This is a genomic window from Pseudovibrio axinellae (genome assembly GCF_900110875.1).
In the GTDB taxonomy this organism is placed as follows: Bacteria; Pseudomonadota; Alphaproteobacteria; order Rhizobiales; family Stappiaceae; genus Pseudovibrio; species Pseudovibrio axinellae.
Window position 1 is genome coordinate 484,407 of record NZ_FOFM01000001.1, and the last position, 20,147, is coordinate 504,553.

Below are 20,147 nucleotides of genomic sequence, written 5' to 3' on the forward strand. Positions count from 1 at the left end.
CAGGGGGAACAGAGTCAGGCAAGCAACTCAACAAGGGGAATGGACGGCACCTGCCCTGCTTCAAAATGCAAGAGATTGATTTCCAGATGGTCGTTCTCAAAGCGCACGGGCGTATCAAATAGGAAACCTGCGGTGATCACGGCCTCATTGGCAGGCGTGTGCTCCTCGTGAAACTCAAGAATGCCGGTTGAAAGGTCTATTAAGACCTCGCTGCCAACTGTTTTAGCCTGCCCGTCAACTGCAACACTGACAGTTCCTTCAAGGGGTTTTGTGATCGTGCGTTGCCAGACGTGATCAAGAGTTCCGACAGATTTAACCAGTTGGAAGAGTTTGGTTGTGCCATCGCCTTTTGCCAAAACAACATCGGTTGGCGAGGGAGACTGAGAAAACTCACAGGATTTATGGTCCATAGGGTCCCTAAACCGAAATCCACAAATGCGCCCACCTACTTTTTCATAAAACGCCAGAACATTATGCAGATCAGCTGCACTTCGTAATCCGGTGCCCACATCAAAGTGCCGTCGCGTTCCCTTCCAGATTGCGTTCCGCTTCTCCGCACCATTCAGTAAGGTCGTGACATGACTACGTTTTTCCACCCTGACAGAAGCCCCTAGGGAAATTCCCAGGGGGAATGATTCATCAACAAAACATAGCGTCAATTGCCTCTCCTATTTGACTTGGCTCAAGGTTAGCCTCTCGCGAAGCATCTAAGAGGTTTGCCATGGGAAAATTGTTTGCATGTTTTATGCAGACCCGTTGTCCATGCTCCTCCCTCTTTGCAAAACAACGGTTTTTCCTAAAAAGTTTGCTGCCACCGTCCGGCAGCAAAATCGCGTCGGTCCTTGAGTCCCTCCTCTTCAATGCCGACGTCATAGCCCGCGTCGCCCCCGTCCGGTGGCGCGGGCCATTATCATCGCAATCTGTCCCTGAGATTTTTCAAAGCTGCGTACATCTTGTGTCGCAACATTAATTGTAACGCCCGGCTGCGCACTTCCTCCAGCCATCATGACACCCAGCTGTCCGTTGCTCCCACGCTGTAAAGGAAGAATTGCCTCTGCTCCGGCCTCCCCCATGAGGCCCAGTCCCGTTCCCCCTGCTGCAAACAAAGTTGGGCTGGACACCACTCCCCCTTTTGCAAAGGGTGTTACACCCGGCGCACTGCCGAGTGCTGTTGACAGGCCTGTACTTATCAAATTTTCAATCGGTTTCAGTGCGCTGCTGAGTGCGGAACTGGACATACTAAGGGCGACTTGCGACAAGATCGATTGCAGGTCTTTGCCCGATGTGACTGCATTTTGAAGCCCCTTACTCAACTCAGAGGAAAACTCTCTTGCAAGGGAGTTGACCTCTTGCATGATAGTCTCCAGCTCGCGGCCCTCATTTAGATCGAGGCTATCATTGTAATCATCTGTCATGAGTTTGCTTTCTTACCACGATCGGGAAATCTGGAGAGGAGGTCATCCAAGGTCTGGCGCGAGATATTGTGTGCGCTGTATTTGTGCGGCGGCTTTAAAGCCATTTCCAGCTCCTTCGCCGTTGCCTGCCAAAATGTGCGAGGCGACCACCCAAGTTCCCGGCAGGCTTTGTGCAAAAGATCGTGCCAGGGAAAGGGCTGTGTTATAGATCGCTCGCTTTTTGCGGGTGAGATGCGGCCTTTTTGAGTGGCGCTTGCGTGCTCGCTTGCTGGGGCGAAAAGGTTGCAACCAAAAGGTCTCCCACCACTTGGACCAGCGCAGCAATGCCGCCAACATGGGAAAACGCCGCAACCTCTTCATCTTCGATGAGCAGACCGCCACCGCGCAGACCTGCACCCAATACCTTAATAATATCGGTTGCACTCAATTGCCCCGATGAGAAGCGTTCGGTCAGATCCTGAAGCGTATTGCACGCCAGCGCTGTTTCTAATTCGGCAAGAGCGCCCAGTGTCAGCACCAAAATATGTTTTTGCCCTAAGAGCTCTGCCTCAATTTCACCGCGCTGCGCGTTCACGCCGCTGGTGTGGGTTTGTCTCGTCATCGTGTTGTCCTAGCTCAGCTGCGTGAATGTGAGTGCCCCGGCAGATTCCAGCGAAATCTCAAAGGTCACTTCGGACCGGTAGTCGCCCGAATACTCCAATGCGGACAGGTGAAATGGGCCTTCCAGCGTTCCAAATCCGGGTAAAATGATCTGCCAATTGCACAGCGCGCCAGCAAAGAAGGCCGCACGTACTTCCTCTGCTGAGGCTTTGTCTCTAAACAATCCGCTCCCGGACAAGGACGCATGACGCGTTGAGGCACCGGCTAACAGCTCTCGCCAGCGCCCCGTACTTTCAGCATCCGTGATATCAATCGGGTTGGCATTGAGTGCAAAGCGCCTGCTGCGCAATCCCGCCACGCTTACAAACGTTCCATCACCTGCCCTATCCAATTTCAGCAACAGGTCTTTTCCGGCCTGAGCGACCATCTGTTTTCCTTTCTGACGTTTAAAACGCATGTCAGTTATGAGAGCGCACTCTCGTGCAATGCTGGCGCTTATGGCTCAACAGACTGAAGGAGCACGGAGAACTTAACGCGCCCGTACCAGGTACGCCCGTCTGCCAGACGCCGACAACTGGTCTCAGTCAGTGTCAGACCCGCCACTTGCAGGCCACTTGGCGGCGTGATGCCAGCCTCCAGAACCTCATTAAGGAGAGACAGGGTCTCCAGTGTTTGCGAGCGGTCTGAGTGGCGGGAATAAATGCCAAGAGACCCATTGAGCCTGCCTCCTTCCTCCAGATGTCCAGTTAAAAGCTGGGTTGTGAGCGTTTCCAAAGTGGCATAGGGCAACTGCGCTCCGCGCGGGACGCCGTCAAAAACGCGCAGTGGGTCACCCAGATATGGTTTTAAAGAGCTCTTGGCGTGGATCGCCTGAAACAGAGCTTTCCTGAACTCAAGTTCCACCATCACCCTCCTCCTCCAGCTCACAAAGCACCTGCATCAATGGGGTTTGCGGCGCGGCGGGTACAACTGCCGTCACCCTGAGGCTTTGTCCGTCCAGCTCTACGCGCCACCCTTCTGCAATGTCGGTGCGGCGACGCATCAAGAGCGTAAGCAGATAGGAGCTGGCGAGCCTGCCGGCCACTGCCCCTTCTGTGCCTGTGGAGGATTGTACCTGCCCCCAGACCATGGCGACCTGCTGGTAGCTCTTAATCACAGAGCCATCAGTCTCGTTTGTCGTCTGGGGCCGCAGCAAAAGCAGCGGCTGGTTGAGTGTGCCTGCCGCTTTCATATTCTAAGCACCTTGTATGGTGAAAGAGCTGCTTCAAAACCATGAGGCATGAGCCCTGTGAGGCGCTGTTCCTCCAACATGGTTCGCCGTTCATACCAAAACCCGACAAGCATCAAGATCGCCGTTTGCAGGCCAGCTGGGACAGACGTTGCCGCCGCCCCATACCCTGCTTTGAAGTCAACCTCGATGCCGTTGAGGTCCCGCAGGGGGCCAATCGCCCCTGCCTTGAAACGCAGCCTTGCCGGGTTGCCCGCCAAGGCCACTTGGAACTGCGTTTGCGGGACCTGATATTGATTGCCATCCAGATCATAGGTGTAGATCTGGAGGACCTGTACAACAGGGGCCACGGGCAACCGGATCAGCCGATCCTGGGGCAACTCATCTAAAAGCAGCCGCCACTCCTGATGGATCAGAGCACGCCGTGTAAATGTCTCCACCTGTTCACGTGCTGCACGGATCAACCGCTCGATCAGATCGTCCTCATAAGTGTGAGAGACCCTTAACTGCACATGAGCCTGGGCGAGCGAAACCGGCTCCAGAGCCGGTGGCACTGTGAGTATAGCCGTCAAGGCGGCTCCTCCTCATCTTTGAAGGTTGTTGGGTTTGGCGAGGTTTAAGCGCTGAAGCTCAGCAGTTTATAGGCATCAAAATCCATGATGCCGCCGCCAACGCGTTTGGTGATGTAAAACAAGACATTGGGTTTGCTGGTGTATGGATCACGCAGCATTGAGATACCGACCCGGTCGACCACCATATAACCTCGGTGGAAGTCACCAAACGCAATGGCAAAGGGATCAGAGCCAGCCGTCATGTCGGGCATGTGCTCGGCTTCTGTAACCGGAAAGCCCATCAGGCTTGGCTCAGCGCCGGAAGCAGCAGGTGGTTGCCAGAGGTAGTTGCCCTGCCCGTCCTTCAGTTTGCGGATTGCCGACTGCGTTCTGCGATTGAACAAAAAACGAGCGTTGCGCCTAAATGGAGTTTTGACCCCGTAAATCAGCGAGATCAGCAGGTCACCGGGATTTTCCGAGGGGAATACACCGGCCGCGCCTGTTTTAATGTAGCCGATGGATAAGCCCGTATCATCCAGTGCGCCATGAGTGAGCCCTGATAACAGACCTTGCGGCTGACTGGTTCCATTTCCAGTGATGAAAGCAGCCGACTCCTTTTCTGCAAAAACCGTTTCCACTTCTTCGGCTAGAATTTCGCCGATATTGACCGCAGCATCATCCAGCAACGTCTGGGTCACCGCTGGCAGAGCGGCGAGTTCAAAGATCTTCACGTCCCGCAGTTCAAACTTCATGCCATTTGTGGGCGTGCTCCGCGCATCTGTTTCGCCTTCCCAGTCCGCATCCGGGTTTATGGTGACAACTGGGCGGCGATAGGATGCGCCGGAGATCTTGCGATTTGATGCAATGGAGCGGATAGGTGAGAGCGTGGTAATCCGGCGCAAAATATCAGTTTCCAGCAATTCTGGTACCAAATACCCGCCATCGGCTGCCGCCCCAGAGGACATTGCCTTTTGCTCCAGTCCTTTCAGTCGGGCTTCCTGACCATCGCGCATGTAGGTATCAAACGCCGATTTGTGTTCAACCTCAACACTTCGCCCACCCGGCGCTTCCTGCTTGGAGCGCGGCAACCGCTGCGATTTCAGCTGGATTTCATTCAGATGACGCATTTGCCCATCAATGATCTCATCAAGGCGCGCCAGCTTTTCGTCTAGCAAGACATCTGCGCTGGATTTTTGCTCCAGTTCGGCCAGTCGCGTGTCATTGGTTTGGGTGTACTGTGTATGGGCATTATGCAGCTGCTCAAGAGCCCCAGCAGCATCCGGGCTGCCCATGGGGGAGGCAAACTGTCCTGAGACCCTCCCAGAAATTGTTTGCTGAGCCGACTGACTTGCCGCCTCTCGTGCGAAGTCTTTGGTCTCCAAATTTGGAATACATGTGCTTTTCATAGGATTTTTTTCCTCACAAGACGCATAAAAAAACTGCGGTACCGAACAGACACCACAGGCAGGTCGTTTCAAATATTTGAGTGTTCAGGCAACCACGCTTAATCGCGCTGAGGGCAGCAACGGGAATGTGACCAGCGAGATCTCCCAGAGATCGACTGCAAGCACATTGCGCCCTCCGGTCTTGCCATCACGATGAGCACGGCGGGTTTTAAAGCCGATCGACAAGCCATCCAAAATGCCAGCCTGAACCAAAGCAATGGCCTGCCTTCCCTGAGCTATACCAGGATAGAGCAGTCCCTTAGCGAACAGGCCGATACTGTCCTCTTGTAAATGCAACCATTTACCGATCGGGTGGGAGGGGTCGTGTTGCCAGAGCATTTTTACATCGGATAGTTTTTGCATCCGCAACGTGTTGTCGAATGCACCTTTGCGCATGATGTCTCCGCCTTGATCGCTCAGCTCAAACCGGCTGGCATACCCTTCAATGGCGATGGGGTGATCTGTGTTCACGTTGATCGTCTCCGTTTGCGAGCTTTCAGTCTTTCTTGCTGGAATTTGCAGCCTCCCTTTTTGAAGCGCGCCGCTCCACCAAAACGCCAGCCAGCGCTTGCGCAAAATTTGCAAAGGTCTGAGCTGGGGCTGTGTTATTTCGGCCAGGCAGCATTTGTTCCCGCCCCTTCATGGACGGAAAAACTGCGTATTTATTTTGCTGAGTAGTATTCACGAGCACACCTAAATTATTTCGTTAATCTCAATATTGAACCAACGCTAATCTGACAGATCCATGCGCAAGATATGGTTGAGTTTTTCCAACTCGCACATGAACTCTTCGAAGCGTTTATTGAATTGGATGAGCTGTTTTAAGGCCCACAACAAGAGCGATGTGGACGTGCCCGCCCATGCGCCAAGTGCGACATGAGCAAGGTCCCCTCGCTCTGCCAGAACAGACAGCACTTCACTCATGCGTGGGGTCCACACCGTAACCAACTGCACTGCGCTTCTCATTTCGGGTGAGAAATTCCGCCGCTGTTATGCGCTCCCACAACGCTTTACGTTCCTGCGAAAGCGCTTCAACTGAGTCCAAATCGGGCTCTAAGGTGAGCTGCTCACCATATGCATGAGACAACCAACTGGAGAGCTCTGCAAGAACCCGCGCAGCAAGTGGCACAACCGTAAGGCGCCAGAAAGCACGGTTAGCCTCCTGGTAGTTGGCGTAGGTTAAATCACCTGGTATCCCGAGCAACATAGGGGGCACCCCGAAGGCCAGTGCTATCTCGCGCGCGGCTACATTCTTCAGCTCAATGAAGTCCATGTCTTTGGGTGACATGCCCATTTGCTTCCAGTCCAGCCCCCCTTCCAGAAGCATCGGGCGACCCGCATTTTGCGCACCTTGATAGGAGCTCTCCAGCTCTTCTTTCAAACGATGGAACTGGTCATCTGTCATATTCATGGCATCGCCTGCACCATAGACCAGCGCGCCGGTTGGACACGCGGCATTGTCGAGCAATGACTTGTTCCATTCACCAGCGGCGTTGTGAATATCAAGTGCAATTTGCGCCGCTTCAATGGGCGCAAAACCATAGTGATCATTGAGCGGGTTGAAGAGCTTGATGTGCAGCACTGGCTCCACTTTGTCGCCTTCAGCTCTTCGCAGTTCAACTTTGCGGCCTGCCACCTGGTACTCGTAGCCATCGACCCAACCGGCATCATCGACAAGCACTTTCATTCGATCTGGGCGCAGTGCATGAAGCTCTCGCGGGGTGCCATCCAATGAAACCACCTCCACATATGCATTGCCAGAAACCAGCAGATAGCCATAAAGCTCTTCCAAAAAAGAGCGTCTGGTTTGCATTGGCGCTGGCTGGCTGAGCAGATCCAGAAAGGGATGCGCAGCAACTTCGTGATCCCCAGACTTGAGTGAAAGAGAGACGTTTGCCGCGGCCTCTGAGATCAAACGTACGCACCTGTAAACGATCGCGTTTCTCAGATACCCTTGGTTTATGAGTGTTTCATAATTACGTGTGGTCCAGACAGCGCCTTCGCCAAACCGCATCAGCGCCACAGATTTTGCACGTGACGCCTTTTGCTCTTGGACCGGTGAAAAAATAGAGTCAAAAACCTTCCGTAACACCATGATATTAAATCGCTTTCCAGATATATCTAATGTATTTAATGAGGCAGCCGCATTCGCTAATCCATTCTTGTTTAAATGGATTATAAAAACTACGTATCATATTGAATTTAATTACTTATCTTAGACAGGATGCACTCGTGCGCAAAACACATCTTAAAGTAGTACATGAAGCGCTTTACAGGTTGCGCAGGCGCGGGTTCGCCTGTGGGCGGCGGGTCAGCTCAGTGATTGCCCAGACCAGTGCATCAAGACGGTCCGGTGATTTTCCATTACTCAAACCCTTGGGTCCGAAGTCGGCCATTTCATCTTCCAGTTCTGGAAACACACCGCAATGATGGACGCGACCTTGTTCATATAATAATGCGACGGGTTCGGACCTGCGGCGTTTGCTTCGTGTTGCATGGACGGACCTGACCGGTACACTTGCATCACAACTCTCGATAACCTCACGCACCATCTCCCCACCCTGATTGACCTCTGCAAGCAAACAGTCAGCTTCCAGTTCGTGATAAAGCTTGATCGCCTGATCCGCCCATCCCGAAGGGCGTAGACCTTGAGTTGTTCTGTCTCTTAAAACAAAGAGCTCTGCTTGGTGCGTAATACCCGCTGCAATGAGCCCGCATGAATCTGCATTCTTGCCAGAGGTCGCAGGTGGATCGACCGCCACAACAACGCGCTTTAATTCCGGCACCTGCCGCACTCGGCCAGCTTCAAACCACTTGCGTACGAACAATGCATCTTCACGGTCCTCAATAAGCTCTCCATCCAGCTCCTGACGCCCCAACCGTGTGCCACCATAACGCTCTGCCATTTGCTCCAAAAAGGCCTGTGCCAGAAACGCAGCATTTTCTCTTGTTCCCGCCTTCGTCAATACGGTCGCTTTGTCGTGAAGCAACATCTTAAGCAAGGGTGTAGATTTAGGTGTGGTTGTCATCAACTGCTGCGGCTGCGTTCCAAGACGCAAACCAAACTGAAGCATATCAAAGGTCTCAGTCGCATTGCTCCACTTTCCAATCTCATCGCACCAGGCTGCATCAAACTGCGGACCACGCAGCGCCTCTGGGTCTTCTGAGGAGAAGGCCCTTGCAACAGCACCGTTGGACCACTCCAATCGGCGGCGCGAAGGATTCCACTGTGGCTTGCTGTGTTCAGGGTGCGCTGCCAGCACACCGGAGATGCCTTCAATCATCACCTCGCGAACATCTGCATAGGTCTGACCTATCAGCGCAATATTCCCAGCCGAGGGACCAGACCACTGAGCGCCGGACACCTTCGCGCGCACCCACTCCGCACCTGCTCTGGTCTTTCCGCATCCGCGACCGCCCATAAGCAACCACGTGGCCCATACGCCAGTGGGTGGGCGTTGATGGGGGTGAGAGAATGCATCCCAATCATATTGAAGATAGCTCAATTCATCTACTGAAAGAGAGGCGACAAACTCATGAATTTTTCCCTGCCTCACACAGGCTTTCAATGCGCTGCGAAAGCTGTTGTCGCATCTGTTCATCATCCACCTCTTTAGCTGTGTCTATGCCATGCGTTTCTTGCAGGTCGATAAGCATATCAAGCGTCTTGGCAAGACTGGTGAGTGCCTTGGCCGTGGCATCCATCTCCCCGGCTCCCACTTCGCCGGCACCGCTCAGCTTTTTTAGCTTTGCCTCTAAAGCGCCCACTTGTTTTTCAAAGGCAGCGTAAAGACGAGCGATCAAGCGCTTGCGTTCATCTGGCTGAGATCTGGCCAGCTCGTGGGCAAGTTGCCACTTTCGCAGCCAGCCCTCCCGCTTTATCTTTGTGCTGATCGTACTTTCTGGCAGTCCAGTCTGGCGTGCGATATCTGCAATGGAAATTGCCTCTTCCTCCACCATGCGCTGCACAACCGCCCAAACCTCAACAGGGACCCGAATTCGCCGGGCCAGTTCATCTGCACTTTGAGGCTCCTGCTCTTTTACCATGGCACCGCCTTTCATCATTCAGGCATAAAAAAAGCCGCCCGTCGAAACAAAGGCAGCTGAAAAGACATGTAATGTATGTGCGATAAGAATGTATCGGCCCAATGTGTTGAGCACCGTTACACTTTCTCTATCATGCCAAAACCCTATCAAAACAGCGCAACACTGTCAAGATTATATTCCTAGCTTTGACCGCCCAATGGAGCATGGACACTTGTCCCCATACCGCATTAGGATTGTGTCAGGTTTAGTAATTGATAAAGAAAGCTGTAAGACTTTGATGCGACACTAAAAAAGCGCAGGGCAATGTGCGCTGCGCTGACTTTATCGCTCTTTAGAATTTCACGTTATTCCCGCTTCTCTCTGTGGAGAAGCAGTTTTAAATAAACATTTTTTGCAAGGTCAGTCTGTGGGGTTTTCGTCATCGAGCCAGTCGACAAGATGATTTTCGAAGTCTTCCGGCTCCATACCATCTTCACTGATGGTTTTGTCTTTCACAGAGATTCCGGCGTCATGAACGCTTTGCGGATCTTTTGAGACAAGCGGGTGCCACCAGTACAGATCCTTGCCCTCACGGATAAGACGATACGCACATGTTGGCGGTAACCATTTCAAAGTTCTTACTGTTTCTGGCGAAAGCTGTACGCAATCAGGCACAGTTTCAAAGCGTTGTTCATAGTTTTTGCACCTACATGTGGTTCCATCCAGCAGTGTGCATGCAACGTTTGTCCAGTAGATCGCGCCTGTGTCCCAGTCTTCGAGCTTGTTCAAACAGCAGCGCCCACAACCATCGCAGAGACTTTCCCATTCTTCATGGGTCATCTCGTCAAGGGTTTTGGTTTGCCAGAAAGGGCGGTGACTCTCAGAGTTTACGGATACCATTTATATCATTCTCATTGCAAAATTCCGAAAGGAATGTCGCGAGGATCTCGCTTTAGTTGGTTCTTCTGTTTGGTTCATTGTCCCCCTTGCGTACTCAGGGGTGTGACCGGCACTACGGGTAGTCAGTTTGGAAGAGAACTCTGATAACAGCGAAAAGCAGAATGTCACTGAAAATTCTGCGAAAAACGTGAAAAAAAAGGGTAAGGATCGCTCTTTTACCCGTCAGGATCTGTCTCAGCGCATGCTTGCAACTGATGCATGGCTGGATTCTGCGCTTTTTTATATCTCCCAATATCTCGGTGTATTCTTTCGCGAGTACTCCGCTTTCATGCGCCATTTCGCGCTGCGCGGCCCTTCCAAGCTGATTGCCGGGCTCGCTTCAGAAGGCTTGACCTATTGTGCATTCGGCTTTTTGATCCTTCTGGCATTTGCACAGCCCGCGTTCAAAGCCTCTGACCGCTCTGACTGGAGGACGACTTCCGACTTTTCTGTGAACTTTTTTGATCGATTCGGAAACCCTATCGGCAAACGCGGAATATTGCTGAACGATAAAATTCCGCTCGATGAGATTCCTGATCATTTGATCCAGGCAACATTGGCAACAGAGGACAGACGGTTTTTCTATCACCTTGGAATCGACGTGGTCGGCACCTTCCGTGCGATGGTTGCCAACGTGAAAGCCCGCTCAGTGGTGCAAGGTGGCTCCTCAATTACACAGCAGCTGGCAAAAAACCTGTTCCTTTCAAACGAACGCACATTGCAACGCAAAATCAAAGAGGCCTACCTCGCCATCTGGCTTGAGATGAACCTCACAAAGCGAGAAATCCTCAAACTTTATCTCGACCGCGCCTACATGGGAGCGGGAACATTTGGTGTGGCAGCAGCCGCTGAGTATTATTTCGGGAAAGACGTTCGTGAGATTTCCCTAGCAGAAGCTGCAATGCTGGCAGGGCTTTACAAGGCCCCTTCTAAGTACGCTCCACACAGAAACCTCCCTTCTGCACGCGCCAGAGCCAACGAGGTGCTGACGAATATCGTTCAGGCTGGCTTCATGACAGAGGGTCAGGTTATCGGCGCACGGCGCAATCCTGCTTCTCCTATCGACCGGACAAAAAGCCAGGCACCGGACCATTTCCTTGACTGGGCGTTTGAAGAGGTGAAAGACCTTGCCGCTCAACACCCTAAGTTCAGCAAGGATCGGGTTATTTCCGTTCGCACCACTCTTGACCCAGGCTTCCAAAAGGAAGCTGCAAGTCAGGTAGAAAGTACTTTGCGCCAATACGGCGACCGCTACGGCGTCAAAGAAGCCGCGATAGCAGTTATCACCATTGATGGTGCTGTGCGTAGCATGATTGGTGGACGCGATTATGATGAAAGCCAGTTCAACCGAGCAACAGATGCGCTCAGGCAACCCGGCTCGTCTTTTAAGCCATTTGTGTACATAACAGCCTTTATGAATGGCTATGAATTGGAGAGCGTTGTTCCTGACCGTCCAATCAATATCGGAGGTTGGAGCCCACGTAATTATGGCCGCGGATATGCAGGACCAGTAACGCTAAGAACAGCCCTAACCAAGTCGATTAACACCATTCCCGTACGGCTGGCCCAAGCAATTGGACGTGATAAGATCGCGACCACCGCTTACATGATGGGCATCAACAGTGAGCTGAAAATCACGCGCGCGATGCCACTTGGTGTCGCTGAGGTGACCGTATTGGACATGGTGAGCTCTTATGCCTCATTTGGTGCCGGGGGGAAGAAAGTTGACCCCTATGCGATCCTGGAGCTGCGTAATTCCAAAGGCGAGCTGCTTTATAGCCACGACCGCGATGCGGGCCCGCCCTTAAGGATCCTGCCATTTGACAAGGTCTCGATGATGAACGAAGTGCTTGTGAACGTGGTGGAGCGCGGCACAGGACGACGCGCACGGCTTGAGGGAGTAACTGCGGCTGGCAAGACCGGCACCACGCAAGCCTATCGTGATGCCTGGTTTGTTGGTTACACGGGCAACCTTGCAGCTGCCGTTTGGTTTGGCAACGACGACTTTTCCTCTACACGCAGAATGACCGGCGGCAGCCTGCCTGCAATGACGTGGGGTAATTTCATGAAGTACGCGCATCAGGGATTGGAATTGAAAGCTATGCCCGGTGTTGATGCACCTGAAGGCAAGGATGTAATCGCTGCAAACGGCCTGAGCGACCTCGAAATTACCGGCCCGCCTGAGCTGCTCAACAGGACCTCACAGCAGGTGCTGGAGGCACTTGGCGAACGGTTACGGACCCTTCCATTCAATAATATTTCTAAGTCAAACGTTCAGGCTCATCTGGGTTCTGGCGCAAAGGCGGACGTGACTTATACCCAATGACACAAGCCCATAACATGCCTTTGGTGGCGGTTCCAGAACCAGAAACGAACCAGGTTTTTGACAGAGAAACATCCTGGCAAAAGCCGTGGCCACACATTTCTCCGCTGCTTTTTAAAGCGCCGTTCTTTTCGTTTGGCCCATTCTTATTCTCCATCGCCATTGCTCTGATTGTGGGCATAGGCAGTGCATACATGTCACTTAACCGAGGCTCTCCCTTTAGCGCGCTTGAAAGCGGGGTTTGGGTTACCCACCCTCATGCAGGCACAGTGGACAGCGACCCATACAGTACTGCAATTTTTGCACGAACGGGGCGCGTTCCTCTTGGCAGCGGCGAAGGGATTGCATTTTATGCCGCCTTTGACGACAGCGGACGTGCGCTAGACCCGCAATGCAACTACAGAATTTCTGGAAAGGTGCCAGCAACACGTTTGTGGACGCTCACGGCTTTAAACAATGCCCTTGAGTTGTTGGCCACAGATGCAGGACGCGCCTCGTTACATAGCCACGGCATTTTGCTGGACGACAAAGGCAGGTTCGCCATTCAGGTTTCGCCCCATGCCCGCCCTGGCAACTGGCTGCCTACCGGCGGGGATAACGGCCTCGTCCTGTCCATGCGGCTCTACGATATCCCCTATACGACCGGCGCGGGCACGAGCGCTCCTGTCATGCCTGCTGTTGAACAGGTGAGCTGCAAATGAACGAAGTCATCAAGATACTACAAAACCTTTATATCTCCCCACGCTGGATTCTTTGGGGAGCTGGCGGTTTGCTCATTGCAGGCATCATTCACATTGTTATTGTTCTAAGCGTCCCATCCTACGTCCCTCACTCCCCTTTTGAGCGTGTTGGAGGCTTTGGTGCCGACCGAAGCTTTCAGCTGCTACCGCCTATTCTCCCGCGCAGTGAACCTTTGCCTGATCTAGACCCATCTATGCGCCATGCGATCTGTCGTTATTCCCTCGAAAACGGTCCGCTCATCATAAGCGCCTTTGCACCATCTCCGTTTTGGTCACTCGGGCTGTTTAATGAAAAGGGACAGGTTACCTATAGCCTGAACGACAAAACCTCAGAGGGCAAAGCGGTTCGCATGCTGGTTCTAACACCACAGCAGCTGTCAATTTTGCGCGAGAATCCACCTGAAGAGTTGGAAGAGATGATTGTCGTAGAAACCAATGCCCTCAAAGGCTTCGCTCTCTTTAGAGTGTTTGTGCCTTCAAATGCATATCTTCCGCAGGTTTCTGAGGCATTGCGGTCCGCAACCTGTTCTGATCTGCCAAGGGTTTAGAGTGGGCACCTGTCACTTTTGAGGAACAGGCTCTTCAAAGCCCCATCCAGTAAAGATACGCGATCGTGTGGTCGCAATCTCGACTGGCCGCTGTACACTCTCAAAGCATTTTGATGGCAAGTCTTCATAGGTACGGCGGAGCAGCTCATATGCTTTGCTCGCATCCCAGATTTTTTCTGCAGACGGCGTTTCAACTTCCAGCGCATTGATCGCAATTTGATAGGCTTGGAGGCGATGTCCTGTTGCACTCAAGACCCAGTCTAAGAAGGCTTTATTCTCCTTAACCCGCGCCTTTACTCCCATCGAAAACTGCGGATCCACATCAACCTGACGGTTTAAGGCACCTAAGCGTTCATGGTCGCTTACAAGAACCTGACGGGCAATTTTACAAAATGGCAGCAGAAGTTTTTGATCACTCTTCATATCATGAATAACGCGCGCATAGCGCGTCTCGCTAGAGCGATATTTGTCGGAGCGAAGGAAAACGTAATAGCTGCTAATATCGATCGCAGCATAAGGATCTTTCAGGAAGCCCTGTCGCTGTAACTGAGCCTTATTTGCACCAATCCAGTCCTCCGAGGCTGGCGGAACAACGAGCGCCCACCCACGTCCTCTGAGTTCTTTTTCCTGATCTGTTTGATTGAGGTTGGATACATCCTGCTTTTGCGAATAGCGGTAAAGAATGCCCATATCTTGCGCTATGCGGTCATGCAGGATATTTGGCTTTACTCTCCCGAAGTCTCCTGTCGGCCTAGAGCAAGCACCCAGCATAAGAGTAATCGAACAGACAACCAACACAGAAGCGGCGAATGAACAACTCGGCTTGAATTGCTGACCTGCGCAAGGTGCACCGCGAATTTTCTCAAAACAGGTTGAACCTGCCCTTTTCAATTCTGTCTGCTCTCGCTTGCCCATTTCTCACAATCCCGCTGCTCACAGCTATGTGAAATACAGGCAAAAAACGTAGGATGCTAGTCCCTCTCGTATTCCGAGTGATCTTCTACCACACGAATAATACCAATCCGATTGCAACAAGCTGCATCCGTCGGCATTTTATGGACCCCTGGGAAAAGATGTATTTGAGCAGATGAAGCACGTTTGGAATAGGCACGCCTTAATTGCACAGGCTGTCTGCGGGACCTTTCAGTAACAAGATCATGAAGCGTACCCATTGTCTATCCTCTGGCACATTTGCAGTTTGCTGCTCAATAATTCCTTTTAGTAGTTAAGCGGAGTTTCAGTTAATGACATGTAAAGCAATTCCCTTTAAATTTAGGTAGTAATTCTGCTCTATGGTATAAAAGTCGTCCGTATTTATGGCGATATTGATAGCATCTCTGAGTCATCGGTTTATATATACAGGTGCCTACACACATGGACGACAGATCTCATTTTTTGGTTGCAGCAACGGAGGCATTCGCACAATCGGGGCACTCCTACGCACGTACTCGCATGTATGGAGAGTTAGCCTTGCAGCACCTTTCATCTGTCTGCGTCGCTAGTCGCATGAAAGTAGCGCACCTCTTATGCCCGCTCACTCATGCGCCACGAACCGTTATGAAAGCACTTGCAAAAGACCATGACCAGACGATTGCAAAGTACGTAAAACAGCATTCGAGAACTGAGTTCGGCTCTATCAACGCCGTTAGGGTTGCTGAGAAAGCGCCCGAGGATCTGATCAGGAGTTTTTTGGAAAGTACTCCAATTTCATCGTTTTCTGTACTTCGCCAAATGCAGGCCTTCCACTTATGTATGGAACGATCCCTTCCTCAATTGTCTCCTAAGGAATGTCAGGATCTCACCGTCAATGCCCTGAAATACGGACACCTAAGCATGGTAAGCGAGCTTGCCAATGCCAGCGGCCTAACAATTGAGCAAGTCCATCAGTGCTTCACACACTCATCGCCTGATGGGTTTATTGTCATACTTGTTGGGCTTGGCTTTAAATCCCGGTTATTAGATCAATTGCTTGTCCGGTTTTGGGGAACACTTCTCAATATAAATCAAATGAGAGACCTGCAAAAAGCTGCCGCAAGCGTCAGTCCTCAAGTGGCGCAGGATCTCATCGTGAGCTGGACGAAAATAACCCCTGTTTCCCGCTATCACGCGATTATTGAAGCAAGTAAAACTTGCGTACATGAACTTAAAGCTCAGAGCGCACCACATTTAAGAGAAGCGACTGCCACTCAACACTTAGCTAGCTTAAAAGCCTGAAAACAGATCGTTGGGGCCTGGTTCTTTGGGAAGCGAGAGAAAACATCGCGCCTCTTTGTCTTCGATCTCAACAACCCAAAAGTCAGGGTCCATCCGCTCTTCACGTTGGATCTTGGCTTCGATGTCCTCTCTTGTTGCTTTTTCCAACAGACATTCAAATTCACGGTCCTGCGGCTTCTCCTGATCAAAGAACGATTGAGGTGCAGGACCATAAAAATCAAAGGTCGTGTCCAAACGATCAACGATGATGAAGATAGCGCCAGCCTCTTGCGCGCCTTTGCGACGCACACCAGCGAAAGCACCTTCAGCAAAGCAGCGGCGTGTGTAGGCAGCGACCCAGAATTCAGATGTTACCCGCATCAGTTTCTTTCTTTTAATTCCGACATAGCTGAGTGATCAAATACGCGTGCCGCTGACACCTGCCAGCTTGGAGATCAGAGCTTCACTCATTTTACCGTCTACTGGGAGCGCATTATCTCGTTGAAATGCTCTAATTGCCAGCGCGGTTTCGTCTCCAGGAATCCCATCAATCGTAAGCGGTCCGTATCCCAAGCTCGCTAATGTCTGCTGCATTCGCTTGATACGTTCCGTTAATTCATTTGTTTGCTCGATAGGTTGCACGAGGTGAGAGCCACCTTGAGTTAACGCCGCGATTTCTTCTGGGCTTGCCCGCGGGATTGGGATCTCGTTACCTGAATCTCTGTCTGTATTACTGCTTGGTGAAGCTGGAGCAGCGCTAAAGTCCATCGTCAAAAGCGCAAGCAAAGCCTCAGTCACCAGCCCGGTTTCCACCATCGCCTTTTTACGTTGATAGGCTCGAACAGCTCGTTCGGTCGCCGGACCAAATTGACCATCCAAACTTCCCGGATAAATACCTAAGCGCCGTAATTCTCTTTGCACCTCAGCTACCAGTTCTTGACGCTGCAAGCGCTGAGTTGCCTTGACGAGTGCTGAGCTATCCAACTGAGTGTGCGAGGCACGCGTTACAATCATTGGCGAAGGGTGCTTCGTCTCCTGCAGGAAAGCCGCGTTGACTGCGATCAGAGACCCCATTCCTACAAATGCCAATATAACCAGTGTGGATCGCTTTCCGACACGAGCTGGCTTTTTGGAGGCCGCCTCCGCGACAGCCGCGTGATCAACTTCATCCTCGTAAAACACGCCATCATCGTCGTAGTGCACATGCATATGGTATTCGCCATCAGGCTGAGGCCCCCCAAACTTTTGGGTGCTTTCACCTTTTCTTGCATTGTTGCTGTTTGGCTTCCGCCCCACCATCAAGCACTACCCCTTACGACGCTTGCACGTATCTATCTATTTGCCAGTCATTAACAATTCTAACTGGTGTCTTGCTGAGGAGTTAGAGATACCGTTCTCCTCTTATCAAGTCCACTTGCAATAGGCAGCTACGCACCAAGAACCACCAAAAAACTGCATTAGTCCATTCTAGCTTCCAACTTTCCAACGCTTCTGCTTTTAGCAGTTTATGTTTAAAAATTCTCTTATCTGCCATTAAGTTTAAAACCACGAAGGTCACTAGACCAACCACTCTGGAAAACACTCGCGTCGGAAGAGAGCATGCTTTACTCACTGTTAATTATAACCAAGTTTCTCCATAGCTCTTTGAATGGCCAAATCGCTCAACAATTCAGAGACTTCCTTATTTAGATAAAATTTGATTCAATTTTAGTGAGAACAATATATGGTATATTTGACCCTAAAGCCTATAGTTTCAATAAGTTAAGCGGTTACACAAAATCACCAGCCAGTTCACTGTCTTTGAAACCAACGGGCAAAACCAATGTACTTCTTGCTTAGAACCACATTTTGGGTCGGGCTTATTCTCCTTCTGCTGCCAATTGGGACTGGAAGCGACGACGATACGCCCACGATTGGTGTTGTTCAGGTTTATCTGGCAGCGCAGTCCACTATTCGGGACCTGAGCGGATTTTGTGGCCGCAATCCAAATGCCTGCGAGATGGGTGGCTCAATTATTAAGCTGGTTGGCCTGAAAGCGAAGGAAGCTGCAAGGTTGACCTATACCTATTTGAACGATGGTGAGAACGATGAGGCTCAACCCACTCAAATTGCATCTTACCCTTCGGCGCAAGACACACTTGAAACCATTCCATTTGATGAGGTTGCGTCTGGTCAGATCCTCCCTCGCTTAGATAATGCAGCCGAGGATCTAGTTTACTCCGGAGCACTGACTTCGACTGATCGCCAAATTCCTTGGCAGCTTAGCCAGGGCCAACAAGACTCTCCGCGTACTGCTGAGGATCGCGTAACACAGAACCTTTTTGACGAGACACAGCCAACCTACGCAACACCCTTTGCACGTGTTCCTGTGCCGCGGCCCAATCCGCTTTATCTTGGCGGAAATTGAAACCAACACATTTTTCGTTTGCATTTATTTAGCCTGTACTTCTGCAAGGAGTGTGGGCTGTTTTATAAATTGGACCCATTCGTATTGCTCCAGAAGAGCAAGCGCGATAGAAACGCATTCAAAATCCTGAGTGAAAGATTAGTATTATGACCACTGCGATCGCCGAGATTCTAGAAGGCTTTGAATTTCTCGAAGACTGGGAAGACCGCTATCGCTATGTCATTGAGCTGGGAAGAGAGCTAGAACCACTGAACGATGATGAACGTATTGAAGAAAACCGCGTTCATGGTTGTGTTTCTCAGGTCTGGCTTTCTAAAGTAATTCAAAATAATACGGAAAAAGGCCCGATCCTCTTTTATAAGGGTGACAGCGATGCACACATCGTGCGCGGCCTTGTTGCTATCGTTCTTGCGCAATACTCCGGCGTCCCTGCCAAAGAGATCCTTGAGACCGATATTGAGAGTATTTTCAGCAAAATCGGACTCAAAGAACACCTTACACCACAGCGCTCAAATGGCTTAAGCTCTATGGTTCAACGCATTAAGAACGATGCGTCTGCGGCGCTGTCTTAGAGGTCTCAGCTTGCCAGCTCGTTATCTCTGAGTTTGCTGGCCCCACCGCATATGAACGCGGGGACACATAGTGATCGGCTAACCGATCCAGCCCCAATCCCAGCACGATCTTTGCGGTTCTTTGGGGCCATTGCCGCTCGCCTTCCACCTCTTTCAAAGATTTTAGAAAACAGCAAACATCAAGCAGTGTTCCAGAAAGCTCAGGCCCAACTGCAGACAGTGCATTTTGAAGCCGTTGCCTGGCATCATAAACACTGTCCGTTACGCCATCGATTTTCGAAGTAGATTGGACGCTTTGCTCGCTGCGCCAATTTGACTTCACGGTTCCCCAAAGTTGGGCGTAGGTAAAATCCTCCCTCAGGCGCTCTCCCGCTTCAAATTGACTTTTGGAGATATAAGCCTCCCCAGACTTGTCTTTTCTCCTCCTTAGCCAAGCAAGTGGTCCTTCTGCGGAGGTTCCAAACGCCTCAGGCCGATCGTGTATTCTTGGTATTTCGTGGGAGCCATCACTCAGCTTTTGCTTAAGCCATACCTTCCCCTGGGATGTAAGTGCGTAACCTGACTTACTGTGTTTGATAAGAGAGCGTGAGAGCGCATAGGTTAAAGTAGACTTATTGTTGGAAGTCGCCACTAGGTTTCGATTTCTGCCTGCAAGCTTCCTGCAAAGTGAGATCAGGTCAATTTCAGAGATTCCGCCTTTATGCTGAAAATGCATCAGCCTGCCCTCCTGCTGTTAAAGGACAACACATGCGGGCGCTGGTCAGTGACGCAGATAATTGGCCTTCAATTTCTGAAAGGACAGCATCGAACTCAGGATCCTCTCTCAGATCTTCCACAACCTTGCAGGCGTGAGCAGCTGTTGTCCGGTCACGGCCGAAAACGGCAGCTGACTGCGATAAGGTGAGCCCCATGCAGACGTGCAGAATATACATAGAGACTTGTCGCGCACGCGCTACATTTGCAAAACCACGTGAGGCAGAGTGAAGGTCTTCTGGCTTTAACCCAAATGCAAGTGCAACACGGCCCGTGGCCATCCAATCCACCGCAGACAATGGCCTGTGCAGCTGTGAGGGATGACCTGAAGAACCCAAATGCGGATCGCCACACATTTCATTCATCCTCCCCTCGGATAATCTTGGCATTAAATTACTCCAATGAAC

Annotated in this window: 26 protein-coding genes; 6 read left to right on the top strand and 20 right to left on the bottom strand. The window is 51.3% G+C overall.

Annotated elements, in window-relative coordinates; translation table 11 throughout:
- Positions 1-14: 14 nt before the first annotated feature.
- The 15 genes from BMZ51_RS02125 to BMZ51_RS02200 all read right to left on the bottom strand — a co-directional run bounded on the left by BMZ51_RS02125 (position 15) and on the right by BMZ51_RS02200 (position 10,165).
- Positions 15-659: a DUF2460 domain-containing protein gene (locus tag BMZ51_RS02125; protein ID WP_068003113.1), complete on the bottom strand. Its 645-nt coding sequence runs from the start codon at positions 657-659 to the stop codon at positions 15-17.
- Positions 660-869: 210 nt separating this feature from the next.
- Positions 870-1,415 carry a phage tail tape measure protein gene (locus tag BMZ51_RS02135; RefSeq protein ID WP_068003108.1) on the bottom strand — a complete coding sequence of 182 codons (546 nt, stop codon included), beginning with the start codon at positions 1,413-1,415 and terminating at the stop codon, positions 870-872.
- A complete protein-coding gene (locus BMZ51_RS02140) occupies positions 1,412-1,648 on the bottom strand; it encodes a phage tail assembly chaperone (protein ID WP_082825560.1) in 237 nt (78 codons plus the stop codon). The genes BMZ51_RS02135 and BMZ51_RS02140 overlap by 4 nt, the downstream gene beginning before the upstream one ends.
- Positions 1,618-2,016 carry a gene transfer agent family protein gene (locus BMZ51_RS02145; RefSeq protein WP_068003105.1) on the bottom strand — a complete coding sequence of 133 codons (399 nt, stop codon included), beginning with the start codon at positions 2,014-2,016 and terminating at the stop codon, positions 1,618-1,620. Before BMZ51_RS02145 ends, BMZ51_RS02140 begins: the two co-directional genes overlap by 31 nt.
- Before the next feature lie 9 nt (positions 2,017-2,025).
- Positions 2,026-2,442 carry a phage major tail protein, TP901-1 family gene (locus BMZ51_RS02150; protein WP_068003102.1) on the bottom strand — a complete coding sequence of 139 codons (417 nt, stop codon included), beginning with the start codon at positions 2,440-2,442 and terminating at the stop codon, positions 2,026-2,028.
- 68 nt (positions 2,443-2,510) lie between these two features.
- On the bottom strand, positions 2,511-2,921 hold the full coding sequence (locus tag BMZ51_RS02155) for a DUF3168 domain-containing protein (RefSeq protein ID WP_068003099.1): 411 nt from the start codon (positions 2,919-2,921) through the stop codon (positions 2,511-2,513).
- Positions 2,908-3,246 (bottom strand): phage head closure protein, encoded by a 339-nt coding sequence (locus BMZ51_RS02160; RefSeq protein WP_068003096.1) that lies wholly within the window; start codon positions 3,244-3,246, stop codon positions 2,908-2,910. The genes BMZ51_RS02155 and BMZ51_RS02160 overlap by 14 nt, the downstream gene beginning before the upstream one ends.
- Positions 3,243-3,815 carry a head-tail connector protein gene (locus BMZ51_RS02165; RefSeq protein WP_074881716.1) on the bottom strand — a complete coding sequence of 191 codons (573 nt, stop codon included), beginning with the start codon at positions 3,813-3,815 and terminating at the stop codon, positions 3,243-3,245. Before BMZ51_RS02165 ends, BMZ51_RS02160 begins: the two co-directional genes overlap by 4 nt.
- Before the next feature lie 44 nt (positions 3,816-3,859).
- Entirely contained in the window at positions 3,860-5,200 is a 1,341-nt protein-coding gene (locus tag BMZ51_RS02170) for a phage major capsid protein (RefSeq protein ID WP_068003091.1), read from the bottom strand.
- Between the two features lie 84 nt (positions 5,201-5,284).
- On the bottom strand, positions 5,285-5,710 hold the full coding sequence (locus BMZ51_RS02175) for an HK97 family phage prohead protease (RefSeq protein ID WP_068003087.1): 426 nt from the start codon (positions 5,708-5,710) through the stop codon (positions 5,285-5,287).
- A 258-nt stretch (positions 5,711-5,968) separates the two neighbouring features.
- Positions 5,969-6,163: a hypothetical protein gene (locus BMZ51_RS02180; protein ID WP_068003084.1), complete on the bottom strand. Its 195-nt coding sequence runs from the start codon at positions 6,161-6,163 to the stop codon at positions 5,969-5,971.
- Positions 6,156-7,334 (bottom strand): phage portal protein, encoded by a 1,179-nt coding sequence (locus BMZ51_RS02185; RefSeq protein ID WP_068003081.1) that lies wholly within the window; start codon positions 7,332-7,334, stop codon positions 6,156-6,158. The genes BMZ51_RS02180 and BMZ51_RS02185 overlap by 8 nt, the downstream gene beginning before the upstream one ends.
- 175 nt (positions 7,335-7,509) lie before the next feature.
- A complete protein-coding gene (locus BMZ51_RS02190; RefSeq protein ID WP_175484981.1) occupies positions 7,510-8,841 on the bottom strand; it encodes a DNA-packaging protein in 1,332 nt (443 codons plus the stop codon).
- A complete protein-coding gene (locus BMZ51_RS02195; RefSeq protein ID WP_068003075.1) occupies positions 8,774-9,286 on the bottom strand; it encodes a hypothetical protein in 513 nt (170 codons plus the stop codon). The genes BMZ51_RS02190 and BMZ51_RS02195 overlap by 68 nt, the downstream gene beginning before the upstream one ends.
- A gap of 399 nt (positions 9,287-9,685) precedes the next feature.
- Entirely contained in the window at positions 9,686-10,165 is a 480-nt protein-coding gene (locus BMZ51_RS02200; protein ID WP_068003072.1) for a YcgN family cysteine cluster protein, read from the bottom strand.
- Positions 10,166-10,292: 127 nt separating this feature from the next.
- Here BMZ51_RS02200 and BMZ51_RS02205 point away from each other — a divergent pair, with 127 nt between their 5' ends.
- The 3 genes from BMZ51_RS02205 to BMZ51_RS02215 are packed head-to-tail and all read left to right on the top strand — an operon-like array spanning position 10,293 to position 13,815.
- Positions 10,293-12,530, top strand: a complete 2,238-nt coding sequence (locus BMZ51_RS02205; protein ID WP_068003069.1) for a transglycosylase domain-containing protein — start codon at positions 10,293-10,295, stop codon at positions 12,528-12,530.
- Complete coding sequence (locus BMZ51_RS02210; protein ID WP_068003064.1) at positions 12,527-13,228, top strand: DUF1214 domain-containing protein; 702 nt, start codon at positions 12,527-12,529, stop codon at positions 13,226-13,228. The genes BMZ51_RS02205 and BMZ51_RS02210 overlap by 4 nt, the downstream gene beginning before the upstream one ends.
- Complete coding sequence (locus BMZ51_RS02215; protein ID WP_068003062.1) at positions 13,225-13,815, top strand: DUF1254 domain-containing protein; 591 nt, start codon at positions 13,225-13,227, stop codon at positions 13,813-13,815. The genes BMZ51_RS02210 and BMZ51_RS02215 overlap by 4 nt, the downstream gene beginning before the upstream one ends.
- Before the next feature lie 12 nt (positions 13,816-13,827).
- Here the strand turns inward: BMZ51_RS02215 and BMZ51_RS02220 are convergent, their stop codons facing one another.
- Positions 13,828-14,730, bottom strand: a complete 903-nt coding sequence (locus tag BMZ51_RS02220) for a hypothetical protein (protein WP_068003057.1) — start codon at positions 14,728-14,730, stop codon at positions 13,828-13,830.
- Between the two features lie 642 nt (positions 14,731-15,372).
- Here BMZ51_RS02220 and BMZ51_RS02225 point away from each other — a divergent pair.
- A complete protein-coding gene (locus BMZ51_RS02225; RefSeq protein WP_208979219.1) occupies positions 15,373-16,029 on the top strand; it encodes a hypothetical protein in 657 nt (218 codons plus the stop codon).
- Here the strand turns inward: BMZ51_RS02225 and BMZ51_RS02230 are convergent.
- Both BMZ51_RS02230 and BMZ51_RS02235 read right to left on the bottom strand, forming a co-directional pair.
- On the bottom strand, positions 16,018-16,389 hold the full coding sequence (locus tag BMZ51_RS02230) for a DUF1491 family protein (RefSeq protein WP_068003050.1): 372 nt from the start codon (positions 16,387-16,389) through the stop codon (positions 16,018-16,020). The two genes, BMZ51_RS02225 and BMZ51_RS02230, sit on opposite strands and share 12 nt — an antisense overlap.
- A gap of 36 nt (positions 16,390-16,425) precedes the next feature.
- Positions 16,426-17,307 carry a peptidoglycan-binding domain-containing protein gene (locus BMZ51_RS02235; protein ID WP_068003047.1) on the bottom strand — a complete coding sequence of 294 codons (882 nt, stop codon included), beginning with the start codon at positions 17,305-17,307 and terminating at the stop codon, positions 16,426-16,428.
- 523 nt (positions 17,308-17,830) lie between these two features.
- Here BMZ51_RS02235 and BMZ51_RS02240 point away from each other — a divergent pair.
- On the top strand, positions 17,831-18,415 hold the full coding sequence (locus tag BMZ51_RS02240) for a DUF5330 domain-containing protein (RefSeq protein ID WP_068003044.1): 585 nt from the start codon (positions 17,831-17,833) through the stop codon (positions 18,413-18,415).
- 146 nt (positions 18,416-18,561) lie between these two features.
- Entirely contained in the window at positions 18,562-18,987 is a 426-nt protein-coding gene (locus tag BMZ51_RS02245; RefSeq protein ID WP_068003040.1) for a SufE family protein, read from the top strand.
- On the opposite strand, the gene BMZ51_RS02250 is transcribed toward BMZ51_RS02245, so the two are convergent.
- The gene (locus BMZ51_RS02250; RefSeq protein WP_068003037.1) at positions 18,956-19,702 is read right to left on the bottom strand and encodes a DUF6456 domain-containing protein; all 747 of its coding nucleotides are present in this window, start codon (positions 19,700-19,702) and stop codon (positions 18,956-18,958) included. The genes BMZ51_RS02245 and BMZ51_RS02250 overlap by 32 nt on opposite strands.
- Entirely contained in the window at positions 19,686-20,129 is a 444-nt protein-coding gene (locus tag BMZ51_RS02255) for a helix-turn-helix domain-containing protein (protein WP_082825559.1), read from the bottom strand. The genes BMZ51_RS02250 and BMZ51_RS02255 overlap by 17 nt, the downstream gene beginning before the upstream one ends.
- Between the last annotated feature and the right edge of the window lie 18 nt (positions 20,130-20,147).